The 15,045-nt window shown below is 51.6% G+C and carries 11 protein-coding genes; all 11 read right to left on the reverse strand.

Going from position 1 to position 15,045, the window contains the following annotated elements; all coding sequences use genetic code 11:
• Window positions 1–177 precede the first annotated feature (177 nt).
• Window positions 178–513: a ComEA family DNA-binding protein gene (locus tag AO353_RS01965; RefSeq protein ID WP_054593446.1), complete on the reverse strand. Its 336-nt coding sequence runs from the start codon at window positions 511–513 to the stop codon at window positions 178–180.
• Between the two features lie 114 nt (window positions 514–627).
• Entirely contained in the window at window positions 628–2,622 is a 1,995-nt protein-coding gene (locus AO353_RS01970) for a polysaccharide biosynthesis protein (protein WP_054593447.1), read from the reverse strand.
• Between the two features lie 86 nt (window positions 2,623–2,708).
• Window positions 2,709–3,728 carry an MraY family glycosyltransferase gene (locus tag AO353_RS01975; protein ID WP_054593448.1) on the reverse strand — a complete coding sequence of 340 codons (1,020 nt, stop codon included), beginning with the start codon at window positions 3,726–3,728 and terminating at the stop codon, window positions 2,709–2,711.
• The gene (locus AO353_RS01980; protein ID WP_054593449.1) at window positions 3,725–4,696 is read right to left on the reverse strand and encodes a UDP-glucose 4-epimerase family protein; all 972 of its coding nucleotides are present in this window, start codon (window positions 4,694–4,696) and stop codon (window positions 3,725–3,727) included. The genes AO353_RS01975 and AO353_RS01980 overlap by 4 nt, the downstream gene beginning before the upstream one ends.
• 153 nt (window positions 4,697–4,849) lie before the next feature.
• Entirely contained in the window at window positions 4,850–5,959 is a 1,110-nt protein-coding gene (locus AO353_RS01985) for a hypothetical protein (RefSeq protein WP_054593450.1), read from the reverse strand.
• Window positions 5,960–5,964: 5 nt separating this feature from the next.
• Complete coding sequence (wecB, locus tag AO353_RS01990; RefSeq protein ID WP_054593451.1) at window positions 5,965–7,077, reverse strand: non-hydrolyzing UDP-N-acetylglucosamine 2-epimerase; 1,113 nt, start codon at window positions 7,075–7,077, stop codon at window positions 5,965–5,967.
• A 115-nt stretch (window positions 7,078–7,192) separates the two neighbouring features.
• The gene (locus tag AO353_RS01995) at window positions 7,193–10,900 is read right to left on the reverse strand and encodes a polysaccharide pyruvyl transferase family protein (RefSeq protein WP_054593452.1); all 3,708 of its coding nucleotides are present in this window, start codon (window positions 10,898–10,900) and stop codon (window positions 7,193–7,195) included.
• 16 nt (window positions 10,901–10,916) lie between these two features.
• Complete coding sequence (locus AO353_RS02000) at window positions 10,917–12,206, reverse strand: ABC transporter ATP-binding protein (protein ID WP_054593453.1); 1,290 nt, start codon at window positions 12,204–12,206, stop codon at window positions 10,917–10,919.
• Window positions 12,196–13,005: an ABC transporter permease gene (locus tag AO353_RS02005; RefSeq protein ID WP_054593454.1), complete on the reverse strand. Its 810-nt coding sequence runs from the start codon at window positions 13,003–13,005 to the stop codon at window positions 12,196–12,198. Before AO353_RS02005 ends, AO353_RS02000 begins: the two co-directional genes overlap by 11 nt.
• Window positions 13,006–13,037: 32 nt before the next feature.
• Window positions 13,038–14,285 carry a glycosyltransferase gene (locus AO353_RS02010; protein WP_054593455.1) on the reverse strand — a complete coding sequence of 416 codons (1,248 nt, stop codon included), beginning with the start codon at window positions 14,283–14,285 and terminating at the stop codon, window positions 13,038–13,040.
• Window positions 14,269–14,898, reverse strand: a complete 630-nt coding sequence (locus AO353_RS31915; RefSeq protein ID WP_054593456.1) for an acyltransferase — start codon at window positions 14,896–14,898, stop codon at window positions 14,269–14,271. The genes AO353_RS02010 and AO353_RS31915 overlap by 17 nt, the downstream gene beginning before the upstream one ends.
• Between the last annotated feature and the right edge of the window lie 147 nt (window positions 14,899–15,045).

The following is a 15,045-nucleotide window of genomic DNA, read 5'->3' on the forward strand; positions in this document are numbered from 1 at the left end:
ACCAAAGGGCCTAACCGCCCACACAAATCATAGGCGTTACGGTGCAAGATGAAAGTTTTGCGGGCAACGTCCTCTTGACCGTCTCGCAACGCTCTCTAACAGCCACTGCAAGACGCAATTAGGCACACCAACGAAAAAGGCCGGTCAATGACCGGCCTCTGGCGCTAGCGCTACGAATCAGTTCACCTCAAGCTTGTCGCGATTCTTGTCCAGAATCGCCTTGCCGATGCCCTTGACCTCCAACAACTCATCCACCGATGCAAACGGTCCATTACTCTCACGATATGCAACAATCGCCTTGGCCTTGGCCTCACCTACTCCGGCGAGTTCCCGCTGCAGTGTCGTTGCATCCGCCGTATTGAGATCGACTTTTGCAGCCTCCCCGGACGGTGCGACCTGTACGGTCAATGGCGCGGTTACAGCCTCCGTGTTTGTCGCTGGCGCAGCGATAGCGGCAATAGAGGCGCTGGTCAGCAGGGCAAAAACCAGAGAGTAGAAATAGCCTGTACGCATAAGTGACGCTCCATGACATCGATAGGAAAGAAGCAGCTTTTCCGAAGCTGCCTCCCAAACCTAGGTCATGCTGTGAGCCTGTCAAAAATGTATCAGTTACAGAGTGTGTAACAATCAGGGTTCGAGACGGCGTTGCTGGTAGATCCAGTCGACGATTTCACCATCGGGGGTGTAGCCACTGACGGTTTCGCGTAACAACTGACGAACCCGTGAGTAGTCATCCCGCTCGACAGCGCCGAGCAGCTCGGTCAGCCGCGTCTTGAGCACGTCCCAAGGCAGATGGTCTTCATTGGCACTCATGATCATTGGGTGCTGAGTCGCTGCGACGTTATCGCCGATCAGTAACTCTTCATAGAGCTTTTCACCCGGGCGCAAACCGGTGAACTCAATGGCAATGTCACCTTGCAGGTTCTTCTCCGAGCGAATGCTCAAACCAGACAGATGGATCATCTTTTCAGCCAGCTCGACAATTTTCACCGGCTCACCCATGTCCAGCACAAACACATCGCCGCCCTGCCCCATGGAACCGGCCTGGATCACCAGTTGCGCCGCCTCGGGAATGGTCATGAAGTAGCGCGTGATCTTCGGGTGAGTCACCGTCAACGGCCCACCCGACTTGATCTGACTATGGAACAACGGGATCACCGAACCGGAAGAGCCCAGCACATTACCAAAGCGCACCATCGTGAACCGGGTCTTGTTGACACGCGATACATTGGCCTTGTCGCCCAGCAATACCGGCGCAATCTCACGACTAAGCGCCTGCAGTGTCATTTCGGCCAAGCGCTTGGTGCTACCCATCACATTGGTCGGACGCACGGCTTTGTCGGTGGAGATCAGCACAAAGTTGGCGACACCTGATTGCAAAGCGGCTTGTGCGGTATTGAGCGTACCCATCACATTGTTCAACACGCCTTCGGCGATATTGTGCTCAACCATCGGCACATGCTTATAGGCCGCTGCGTGGTAAACCGTTTCCACTTTCCAGGTTTTCATTACGTCCAGAAGCTTGTCCTGATGCCGGACAGAACCGAGGATAGGCAGCAGGCGAACAGACAGGGATTCACGACTGGCTCGTTTCTCCAACTCGGAAAGAATGCTGTAAAGATTGAACTCGCTGTGTTCAAACAGGATTAGCGTCGTAGGACCAAGAGAAAAAATCTGCCGGCAAAGCTCCGCACCGATAGAGCCGCCCGCACCGGTCACCATGACCGTTTTGCGCTTGATACAACGCTCCAGCAAATCAGGCTGAGCCGGTACCGAGTCACGCCCCAGCAAGTCGGCAATGTCGACCTCCTGGATGTCCTCGACCTTCACCCGCCCACTGGCCAGGTCAGTGAAATTCGGAACGCTACGGATGTGAAGCGGAAAGCCTTCCAGGAGATTCAGAATTTCCCTACGTCGTGCTCGCGTGGATGACGGCAGCGCCAGAAGAATTTCCTGCGCGCCGGTGACATCGATCATCTGCTGAATATGCTTGGGCTTGTAGACCTGCAGGCCTGAAATAGAGCGATCCGCGATACTCGCGTCGTCATCGATGAAGGCCACAGGACGCATTACCCGCCCCATGCGAAGCGCCGCGACGAGCTGGTTGCCAGCGACACCCGCGCCGTAGATGGCGACCTTGGTCAAACCATCGTCACGATTGGTGAACGGCACGTGCTGAGCGGCGGTAAACCAGTCGCCCATGAAATATTGACGCATGCACAGGCGTAAGCCGCCGATGATGACCAGGCTGAGCCACCAGTAGTTGAAGATGATGGAGCGCGGAACCACGACCTGGTGGTTGCTGTACCAATAGACAATAACTGCCAGGATCAGTGACGAGAGGCTTACGGCCTTGACGATGGCTATGAGGGCGTCATTGCCGAAGTAGCGCATGACCGCACGGTACATGCCGAAGCGGATGAACAGGGGGATGGCGATAACAGGGGCGCAGGCGAAGAGCCAGAGATGTATTTTTAAGGGGGTGGCCATCTCATCAATGCCTAGCCGCACAATAAATGCCAACCAGAGCGCAACCCAAACCAGCACCATGTCAGTGATGACCTGAATGAGTCTTTTTTTACGTCTGGGTAATCCCAGTAAAAACGCTCTAACTTTATCCATAAGCCCCTCAAACACTAGAACTCCTCCCTCGTTTCGCCCCATTCCCTGACGCCCAAGACATAAATTCAGGAGTATCGATGAGTCCTTTAAGGAGGACTTTCCAGTTCTCCTGCGCGAAACCACCATGCCAACACCAGCAATGGACTATAGGCCAGCAGCAATCCAATAGCCCCGTCCAAACTATAGAGAGCAACGCAAAGGGCAATCGGCAGCAGCCAACACAGATTGATCAACCCGACCGCGAGTGTCACCGGAAGGTGCTTGCCAAACTGACGCGAAGCAAACTGATACGCGTGGCTACGATGGGCCTCATAGATTCTGTCTCCCCGCATCAGTCGACGGAACAAGGTGAAAGTCGCGTCAACGATAAACACCCCAAACAGGATGAGCCACCCCCAAAGCAGTTGCGCTGAAATCCAGCCAGCCTGGAGGGACAGGACCCCAAGTATTATGCCGAGAAAACCGCTACCGGCATCGCCCATGAAAATCTTGGCAGGAGGAATATTCCAACATAGAAAACCTGCGACCGAAGCGCAAAGAAGCAAAGGAGCCCAGATCAAGCCGTTTTGCCCTGACATCCCGTACATCAGGCAGGCTCCAATGCAGGCACAAACAGCTTCCACGCCTGCAATACCATCAATTCCATCCATGAAGTTGTAGAGGTTTAACATCCAGACCAAATATACCACGGCCAATGCTGAGCCCACCCAACCCGTATCAAACACAATCCCCAGTACATTAATCGCAGGCAAGCCCCCCAACCAGAAGATGGCCCAGGAAGCCGCAATAAAATGCCCCAGCAGACGCCATCTTGCGGCTATGTGCCCATGATCATCCATGAATCCAATAATCGCGATGAGCCCTCCCGCCCCGGCACACGCAGCGAAAACAGCAGGGGAAATCAGCCCAAAAAACAACAATGGGCCAAGTGCCATCAGAAAGGTCAATACGATAGCCACACCACCGCCCCGCGGAGTCGGCAGTACGTGCGAGCTACGTGCGTTCGGAATGTCCACCAGACTACGGGAGAGCGCGTACCGACGCATTGCTCTCGTAAGAAAAAAGGAAATCCCTACAGCCAGGAGAGCAAACCAACCATAACTCACGACTTTGTAGACTCTAAAAAATGCTGTACGGTCTTGGCCAGAGACTGTTCAAGGCTCATGGGAGGTGTCCAGTCCAAGAGTTGCTTGTTTTTACTAATATCCACCTGCAAAGAATCGAAAAGGCGCTGGAAAAGTGCTTGCTTCCCTAACGATACGGCTAAAACCCTCATTATCCAGACAGGCAAAGGAATGAGACAGGCAGGATGGTGCAAGGCATCGCTGGTCTTGCGTAACAATTCGGTAGTGGATACATCCTGGCCATCACTGACCAGAAACGTCTGATTAGCCGCTGCTGGATGATTGAGGCACGTAATGATCAGATCGATAAGATTATCCAGCGCTACCAAACTGCGACGATTGTGAATCGCGCCAAAAGGTAGCGGCACTCCCTTGGAGAGCCAGTTCATCATGCTCAGAAAGTTAGCCTTTACTCCAGGACCATAAATCAACACCGGGCGAATTATGACAACCTCCATGGACGAGTTGGACGCCAACTCCTTCAGCCCCTGCTCCGCTTCCATCTTGGTTATCCCATAGGGGTCGACAGGCGCAGGAACATCATCTGCGCAATACGCTGTACCGGTGCCGGTACGCTCACCGTTGACCTTAATGGAACTTATGAAGATAAAACGCTTGACGCCCGCAGCGACTGATTGCCTGGCGAGGCTCAGAGTGCCGTCAACATTTACTTTGCGAAACTCGGTCAACGGATCAGCGCTGGTTTCTTTCATGATATGTACTCGAGCTGCAGCGTGGACTACCTTGTCGACACCCGAGAGTGCCTGCCTCCAATCGGTATCAGCAGCCAGGTCATCAATCTGCAGAACCCGAGCAACGGGCGAGAACTGAGCGTGGGTATTTCTGACAGGTAGGACGAGAGCACAGCTATCCATTGTGGCTAATTGCCTTACTAAGGCAGCCCCAAGAAAACCGGTCCCTCCTGTTACAAGAATCGTCTCAGCGCTCATTTCAATAACTCTGACAAAAAACAAAGCCGCACACGATGCAGGCCAAAACAACTGCCACTCAGATTTCTCATACCCTAATCATTCACTGGCCGCTCATTGACACGACATATGCCCTGATCAGTAACGGGGTGGCACATCGACAACGACATCAATCTACGCCGGAGTGAAAATTTTCGCAGAGGAAAACCGAGCACTCCAAGAGTTTTTCTGCCGGAATATCTCTATCTCGCTCAGGGAAAATCTGAACGCAAGAGCAGCCTCAACCGTGCGGATCAAACTAGACTGGTCATCCGTCCGATGAACAGTAAATACGCCTGGTTGACGGGCATGAAGGCGCATTTCGCCGAAATCTGACGTAATGACGGGCAAGCCAAGCGCGCAGTACTCGTAATATTTGATGGGGTCAACCGACTCGGTCAACGCTGTGATCTTGAACGGGATCAAACCGACGTCAAATGTAAGCATGGCCGCGATGGCCTGCGCATGTGAACACTGCGGCAGAACTTCGACATTGGGGGGCAACCTGAACGGAGCTGGAGTATAGACAGGACCGATCAAGCGGACGGTTACTTCAGCGCATTCCGCCAAGCGCTTGATCATCTCCCAATCGAACCATTTCCCGATAGTACCCACGTACCCCAGAATCCTGGTTCCCGAACGATGAACCTGTTGCCCGACAGGCGGAAGAACCTCGACCGCACAAGCATTCTCGCATAGCCGAATATCAGCCCCCGGCTGCATTTGCTGCGCTCTGCGCATAAGGAGAGTGGATGAAACCAGCACATGGTCTACAGAGCTGACTACTGCGCGCTCCTTGCTCTGCATCGAACGCTTGGAAAGTCCGCTGTAGAATGCCGGAAAATCATCCATCGAATCGTAAACACTCTTGGTGAAGTTCCCTCCCCTCAAGAGTTGCAAAGCCAATGCCGATGGTTTGCCAATCACCAGACTGGTAGGCCCGGCGCTCGCGAAAGCATTGATGTCCTCTACCATCGCGCGCCGCAGGTAGCAGTTTACGACGTTCAAACCTGAAATCGGCTCGATTGGCAGCGCCTTGACCGCCAAACACTTCAACCATGGTTCCGACCTGCTCAGGTGGCGACTAGGACCCGGCCGGAAAGCAAAATCTCCCAACCCTGGCAACCGGGTCGGGTAAGGATCAACCCAAAGCACGTCTCCCCCGGAGATTGTGTGGAACCACTCCACAAATTTATGAGGACGCTGGGAAAAGCTGTCCCACGGGACCGGGGATAGGTAAATCATGCGTTTCAACAAAAGTGCTCCCGTAAAACCTGAATGATCCGCGAAGATGCTTTTCCATCTCCGTAAGGAGAAACACCAATAGCCATCTTCTTGTACTCATCAGGATTATCGAGGAGCTTTTCAGCCTCCCGAACAATTACCTCAACATCGGTACCCACCAGCCGTGAACAACCAGCGGATATCGCCTCAGGGCGCTCCGAGCTTTCACGCATTACCAACACCGGTTTTCCTAGTGCAGGCGCCTCCTCCTGAACACCACCTGAGTCACTAATAATAAAATAGGCCCGTTTCATCGCCATCACGAACTCTTTGTAACCTAACGGGTTCACAAGATGGAGATTGGCAACATCACCCAACAGATTATAAGCGACATTACGAATATTCGGGTTGGGGTGGACAGGAAAGAGCACTTCCACATCAGGATTATTAACAGCAATCGTCTTGATAGCAGTGCAGATATCAATGAATGGCTGTCCAAAATTTTCCCTGCGATGCGCAGTTACCAGAATCATTCGTTTGCAGAGGTCCAACGAAACTGAAAGCGGTATTTCTTTTGCAGCTGTGTAGTGCAATGCATCGATAACGGTATTACCCGTTATGAACACCTTATGAGCAGGTGTGCGCTCCGCAAGTAAATTCTCAGCGGCGCTCGACGTGGGAGCAAAGTGCCAATGAGCCAACAAGCCGGTCATCACGCGATTGGCCTCCTCAGGAAATGGGCTATTGATATCGCGAGTTCTAAGCCCTGCTTCAATATGGCCAAATGGAATGCCCGCATAAAAACTTGCCAGAGAGGCGGTCAAGACAGTCGTCGTATCTCCCTGAGCCAGCACCGCATCAGGCTTTTCAGCCAACAGCACCTTATCAATCGCAAGGAGCAACTTTCCCGTCAAAGCGCTCAACGACTGGTTGGGCTGCATTATGTTCAAGTCAAAATCAGGAACGATCGAGAAATCCGCTAACGTCTGATCAAGCATATCCCGATGCTGAGCCGTAGCCAGAACCCTGACTTCCACCCACTCCTGCTCCTTCAGACCAAGAATGAGAGGCGCCATTTTTATGGCTTCTGGTCTTGTACCGATAATGCACAGAATTTTTTTTCGAGGGTGGCTCAACATAGAAACGACCGCATGATATTAATTGGAAGCCTTGAGAAAGGTCATCTTTAGGGTAATTGGCCCAAGATGACCTCGACGGCTTATGACAGGTGCTTCAACCCCAACCCAGTCCTGATCATACGGAGTAATCGACGAAAAATTCTGGTTGATGCTTCCACTTTTCCTTGAAGTAAGTCGAGTTTCGCAGGAAAAGCATTTTGTACTTATCACTTCCGCTATCAGCCCCAGTCGTCTGATGGGGTTGATGACGAATCCCCGACAAATCACGGAATGAAACTTCCATTCCCAGCGCCCGAATCTGGAAGCACAGATCCGTATCTTCAAAGCAGGTCGGGTCGTAATACGTATCGAAGCCTTCGATTGCATCGAATACAGAGCGACGCATAAAGAAACCACTAGTACCCAGGAAGCCAATATCCGAGCGATAGCCATCGCGTATGGCAGCAGGATTCATTGCTCGGTTCGGGCAGTAATCGGCAATCATCCCTCCAAGGTCAGTACGAGTTGCGTCAAACCAACCCGCATTCCAACCGATTACCCCAACATTGGCGCGAGTCTCAAGAATTGATAAGGCTTCTGCAAAACCAGATGCCCCCGTGAACCACTGATCGCTGTCGAAAAAGGCAATATACTTGCCACTGGAATGGGTAACTCCCAGATTACGACCGGATGAACAACCGTTCTCCGGATTTCTTACCAGTTTGACACCGCGAAACTGTTGCTCAACGATTTCTGCACCGCCATCAGAGCTGGCGTTATCGACAACAATAACTTCTTTGACATAAGGGCCGCAGTGTATCAGCAGGGTTTCAAGGCAGCGTGCAATAATACCCGCGTTGTTATGGATAAGAATGACCACACTGACGTCGTTGCGAGGAAGCGCTGGCACCAGCGCTTCCAGACGGGCAAGCCAGGAATTTTCCGATACAAACAAATCGTTCTTTAGAACGACAGGGAAGCGTTCGTTCAAGTCTCCCAGGGCCTCGGCATCCGGTAGATGGAGGAAATTATTTAACTGAGGAATGTCGATTGCCTGGGAGCTGATTACCGGTTTATTCAGAAAGGCTCCAGCGTATACACCTTGAGGTATACCGGCGTTACCCACCGCAGACTTCAAAAACGGTGAAAGCAAGAAATCACTATGGGCAATGATCGCATTAGCGATATTTAGGCACTCTTTAGGGAGAACCACTACGTTGCCTGGTAATTTTTCAGAGCGATTGAACAGCCCCAATAGATAGAACGTCACCTGCGGATTCAGGCCCGCGATGCGCTCAACATAAAGCCAGTCAACGCTTGCCTCTTCCCCGGCCGCGAAGATGATGGCCTTGACACCGCAGTCCCCTTGATACTGCTGCGGGATCTGATAGTTTTGATAAATATCAAAGTAGGTATGGCTGGCGGCGGTAGCGACGCAAAGCACAGGTACGTTGTTAAACGCGCCCAGATAACCGGCTGCTTTCGTGGAGTTCACGCAAAACGCGCTGATCTTGCTGGCCAGCATCTCGAACAAAGGTGTGGAGACGACCCGAGGGTCGGTCAAGCAAGCAGACGTATCCAAGTAAGACTTCAGTCCGCGACTTTGAGCATACTGCAGGTATGGCAGCACTGCCGGATCCAGCAAAAAGTTCAAGAGTACCGAATGCTCAGAAAGCAGCGAAAACAGCTTAGTAACTGACAGATCGCTCAAGGTCATTTGCAACAAACCAGCTGGGCGCTGTGGCGCCAAGCCGCTCAGCACATCCTTTTGATCCTTGGTCACGTAGATCACCCGATGCCCGGCAGATAAGGCAGCCCTTGCCAACTGCGCAGCACGGTGATGTTCACCCAGCGACTCGAATGCACGTGAGGCAAAAATGACGACTTCTTCCGCACGCAGCTTCGCAGCACCTTCAAAAATTGCACGATCAAGGTCAACCTGAATCATGGAATCCGAAGGTGCGATGGCCGGCAATGGCATCTGTTGCGCCAACAGCAACTGCCGACGTCTTTTCAACGCCGAAAGCAATGCACGAGGGCCACCATTTTGCAACAAATAAGTCGCGCGCTGAAATTTCCGAGTTAAGTTTCGCATGCTGCCTGACATTATCATTCCTGTGTTTTGCTTTACACTTTCGACTGTTTGTAGCTGCGTCGTCCGGGCATCCAACTCTTGTTGCAGGCTGACGGTGGTGGCCTTCAACGTGAGAAATTGCTGTTTAATTTGAGACAGTTCATGATCGAGATCATAGGTCTCTTGAGTTTGTAGTGGCACCGCAGCAAGCACTGCATTGCGTTGTAGTTGCTCTTGATGCAGCCTTTCAAACTCAACAGCCTGCTGCTTGTTCGCCTGAACTTCCTTATCTAACTCTGCGTTCTGCTGCTGTAACTCCTGAAATCGCAAGTCGCTTTCGGCGAGCTGAAGCTCCTTTTCCTGAATCTGCATGTCGCGGTACTTCAACAACTCGTGCGCGTGGTCTAACTTTACGTTCTGCTGCTGTAACTCCTGAAACCGCAGATCGCTTTCGCTGAGCTGAAGCTCCTTCTCCTGGATCTGCATGTCGCGGTATCTCAACAACTCGTGCGCGCGCGTACTCACACGCTGGATAGCACGCTTCTGCCAGATAAGATCCTGTAACCAGACTGACATCCAGTCCAGATTCTGGCTGGACCATCGGCGGCGCGTCTCGCCGTTGTCGCGAACCTGCTCTAACGCGCCGACTAACATAGCCTGGTGCGCTAATGCCGAATTTTGCAATTCTTGCAATACCTTTGCATCAATACGCCAGCCCGCTTCAAGGTTCCCAAGCTTGGCAATTATGAGTTCGTAGGCACTCAGAGGGCACTTCAGATTGAGTCTCAAATCCTCTGGGACGTGCGCCATATTGTGTGCTTGGGTCATTTTGTCATCGTACTCAAGGAAAGCACAGGGCTTACCAAGGGCGAGCGACAGAATACTGCCATGCAAGCGCATCGACAGCACCGCATCACACCCATTCATTGCATGCACCGCATCTGCGACAGCAACGTAATCAACAATCTCACTTTCGATACGCGCATCCAAGCCGGTCGACAGCTGCTCAAGGAATGACCTGTCAGAGCCTGCACGGCTTTCATCCAGAGCGTTCTGAAAAGCAAACCAGACACAACTCCAACCGGTGGGTAAGTGGCTATTAAGGGCTGCCACCAACTTATCTTCCCAGTCCCGATCTGCATGCCACTCACGAATGATCAGAGCAAGCTTTTTCCTGTCGCCAGGCGCACGAATAGCCACCTGCCGGTCCTGGCCCGCACTTATAACCTCCCCGGCTGCAAACCAACCCGGATCCGCAGCTACCAGAAGTTCGCGAGTGACACCAATCCTGCGTAGAAGCTCTTTGCTGTGTTCATCTCTGACCGAGACGAAATCCGCAAGAGTGAAAACATCTCTGACGATTTCCTGAGCGTCATGACTGGCTAAAGGCCCGACGCCATGGGCAAGGATCAGGGTTTTCACCCCAAACTGGCGAGCTAGATAGAAAGGACGCGCGTACTGCGCAATATCGAGCGCCGTAGCATCATATAACGCACTGATGTGAAACGGATGGTGATCCTGAAAGATCCCCCCCCCGCCCATCATGAACAAGTCACAGTCGGACAGCGCCGCGGCAATCTCACCCAAGTTATGGAAGTCAACCGTTGCAGCCCCATAAACTTGGGCCGTATGCTCGGGATTGAGACTAATGATCGTCAACTCGCCACCAGCATCTGCAACCCAGGCTGCAACGGCCCCCAGGAGCAACTCATCGCCGATATTGCTGGCCCCGTACCATCCGCTGACTACGACCTTCGGTTTGTCAGTCATTACTTATCCTCGATGACTAAACTGATGAGAGCGAAACGGCCGGGCACGGGGCCAACCAGCCTGAACCACTACGCTCCTGCGGCAAGACATCAATATGCCCAGCATAAGGAAGCCGCGAATGTCGGCGATACTCGCCCGTTTCGGTACTTCCGGCACCAATTGCCAAAACATAGCGATTACCTGAGAAGGTCGCTTTGCAAACCCAGGTAAGTTGATGATACCCCACCTCAAGTCGACCTAACGGAACTTCCATACTCTGTGTAGTTGCACTCCAGAGCACGATATCATCGACGCTCTTGATCTGCATGCCAAAACAAGGCAACTCGATAGATGCGCCGACCTTCAGATTCACCCTCACCAAAAAAGTATCGCCATAAGAGAAAGTACTGCGCTGCTGCCCCAACGAATCAAGTATATCTACTCCGGCAATGGCTATTTTCTCCTCCGTCCCGCCCGGCACTTCTACAAATGCTGTGGACTCGAGATCCTGAAGCGCTATCGCGTCGTCCTGCGTTCTCTCAGCAAGAGCAATACCACCCTCTTCTTCGACCAAATCGTTGGCGTAGTGCTTCACTACATCACGGCAAACACCATCCTCTACCAGAACTCCCCGCTTGAGGTAAATAGCTCGATCGCAGTATTCAATCAGGGTATTAGTCGAGTGAGTTACCAATAGAATGGTTGTACCTTTCTTCTGTAACTCCCGAATTCGCGTCAAGCACTTGGTCTGAAAAGCTGTGTCTCCCACTGCCAAAGCCTCATCGACGACAAGAATATCCGGAGAGGTATGGATAGCAGTCGCAAATGCCAAGCGCACGAACATACCTGAAGAATATGTTTTTACCGGCTGTTCAATGAATTCCCCGATGTCTGCGAAAGCTGCGATATCAGCGAACCGATTACGCATTTCCTCTTGAGAAATACCGGCAATACTTCCAGAAAGGAAAACATTGTCACGCCCGGAAAACTCGGGATTGAAGCCAGCACCAAGCTCAAGCAAAGCAGCAATTCGGCCGTTGATGTCAACTCGCCCCCCCGTAGGGGTCAACGTACCGCAAATCATTTGCAAAAGGGTGGATTTTCCGCAGCCGTTACGACCAATAATCCCGATAGTCTCGCCCCGGCGCAACTGAAAGGAAACGTCGTGCAACGCCCAGAACTCATGCATAAAACTACTTGGCCGAAGCCCAACAGCACGTTGCAATCGAGGAACAACAAACTGCATGAAACGGTGCGACGGCTTATCGTAGATATGAAAGCACTTCGACAACCCGGCCACGTCGATGAGGATATCGTTAGAGGACATCACTAAATCCTTTCCGCGTCTTGTTGAAGAACCACAGGCCAGCACCACAAGTAAAAATGCCAACTAAGCTGAGGATAAGAAGGGCTTGAGAATCAGGCTGCAAACCGTAAATCAGCACTCGCCTGGATTGCTCGATAACCAATGTCAAAGGGTTGGCCATCATATAAGGGCGAAAGCGCTCGGGAATTGATTCGACTGAATAAAACACGGGCGAAAGAAACATCATTACCGCCGTGATCATTCCGACGAGCTGGGCGATATCTCTAAAGAACACCCCCAGCGCCGACACAAACCAGGACAATCCCACTAAAAATAAAATAAACGGAATCAGAAGCAATGGAAGATATACCAACGTCCACTGCAAATCTCCGGTCAGAACCAACTGCAAAGCGATCAGCACAATCAGGCCAGTAAAGAAGTGGAAAAGCGCCGCTCCGATTATCGTCCAAGGCAGGATTTCGAGAGGAAAAATGACCTTTTTAACGTAGTTACTGTTTGCCACAATCAGCGTCGCTGATTTACCCAGACACTCCGCGAACAGACCATGAATCAACATTCCGACGAAAAGCAGAATGGTGTAGTCCTGACTCTCAGTGGCTACACCTCCCCATCGCGCCTTGAAGACTGTACCGAAAACAAAGCTGTATACCATCAGCATGGCCAGCGGGTTGATAAACGACCAGACTATTCCTAGGAACGAGCCGCTATAACGAAGACTGACTTCTCGCCGAACGAGCTGCCAGATAAGTTCACGGCTCTTGATGAAGCTTCGAGCACCGAATGCAAGAGTTCTAATCATGGGCGTTTTTTAATCTCAATTCGGGTGCTGGCTCAAACAGAGGCCAGCAGTTTATGATAAATCCGGTCTTTTTCATGGATGCAGCTCTGCAAGTTGTACTTCTCATTAAGAAGTTGCTTGCAAGCACTTGAAAGCTGGGAACGCCGCACTGGGTCGACCGCAAGTTGAAGAATGGCATCAGCGAACGCCTGAGCATCATCGCGAACTACTATATCGAGCCCGTCAGTCGCACCCAGCCCCTCGCACCCTTTGCTGGTGCTAAGAACAGGAATGCCGTTACTCATTGCCTCGAGGATCTTCACACGCACCCCACCACCCGACAACAGAGGAACGAATAGCAGATGCGCGCTATCGAGCATATCTTCCAGGGAGTCCACAAAACCGTGCACAAATATATTCTGACCATCATCAACAGCCTTCAACTCATCCGGAGGAGCAGCACCCAGAAAGTGCAGACGAATATTCAAGACAGCAAGTTTATCGCTGATTAGCGGCAGAATACTTCTGACGAACCAAAGTACGCCCTCAGCGTTCGGGTGCCACCAGAAGCCGCCCATCCAAAGCAAATTGATGTGTTGCTCAGGTTTATCCGCATAGTCGATGCCTTTCACAGGAAGACAAAGAGGGATATAGCTTTTTTCCACCACATCGCTGACGCGAGCCATGTCACTCATGGAAATGAAAGTCATCGCCTCAAACTTCCACTTATTTTCCACTTCGACCTGATGAGCATTATGTCGACTGGCTCGAGCCACATACTCGACTGCAGCCTTTCTCCAACCTGTCAAATGCTGCGGAATCCAAAATGGAAAAATATCGGATTCGATATTATGACTGACCAACAGCGCAGGCACTTCCGGCATAAATTTTTTGAAAAAAGCCAGATGACTTGAGTGAATCTCCATCGCTTGAATGTTGTATTTTTTCACGATCTTACGCGCATTTCTTACAGCGTTATAGCTGTAATAACTAGCATCCATAAACGGTAAACCGTGATAGAGGTGCACCAGACTATGAGCAATCCGACCAACTTCTCCCTTCTGTGAAGGCATCAGTGCCCGCGGCTCTATATGCACACTGCGGAAATAGCGATCATAGAGACCCTGATATCGCTTGATATGCGCAATTTCATCCGAGCCACCGATTGTATACAAGTGCAGGTCGTACTTATCGGCGAGCGGTATCAGCGTATTGGTAATGTAGATAGGCGCACCAGAGTTGGCTGGCAAAGGTGGGGAAAGTGTGAAAATCAGAAGACTTTTCTTAACTGGATTTAGCATGGGACTCATCGAAGATATCTGTGTCGAAGAAAGGAGCAAAATCAGTAACATAGGTCAGATCACGGTTACGCTGACCAATCACTCGGGCCGGCACTCCCCCCACCACCGCGTAGTCAGGCACTGAACGGGTTACCACAGCCCCAGCAGCGACAACCGCCCCTTCACCTACTGTTACTCCAGGCAAAATCATCGCCCTGGCGCCGATCCAGGCATGGTCCTGAACAACAACTGGCGCGCCAATCGCGGAAAAGCCCGGGTCATTATGATCATGATGCAAACTCAATAGGCATGCCTGGAACGACACATTCACATTGTTCCCAATATGCACGCCAGCTCTGCCATCCAGATATATATCGCGATTAATTACGCAATTATTGCCAATTGCAACCTGGCAGCGACTGTGGTAGCCCGTAAGAAAAATCCTCATGCTCAGATGGGTATCATTCCCAATTGACAACCCCATTATCCGCCGATAATAGGCTTTTCGCACTGATTCGATCGGCATCTTCGCGATAACATTATTGGCGATAAAATACTTTGCCGCTGCCAGCACATAGTAGGTGCTGGACTTCAGTAGTGCCTGCTTGAGCCTGACCTTCAACTTACCTACCATTTCCTTTCCCAAAGTGAAGCGCCCGTAAACGCTTTGTGTATTCAGCCTCTTCCATCAGAACCTACGAAGCAAGAAGCCTGAAATGCTAGCTGCCCGCCTGAAATGGGCACGCAGTGTAATCCAATATCAGTACAAGCGGTATTGGAT

Source organism: Pseudomonas fluorescens (assembly GCF_001307155.1).
GTDB classification, from domain to species: domain Bacteria; phylum Pseudomonadota; class Gammaproteobacteria; order Pseudomonadales; family Pseudomonadaceae; genus Aquipseudomonas; species Aquipseudomonas helvetica.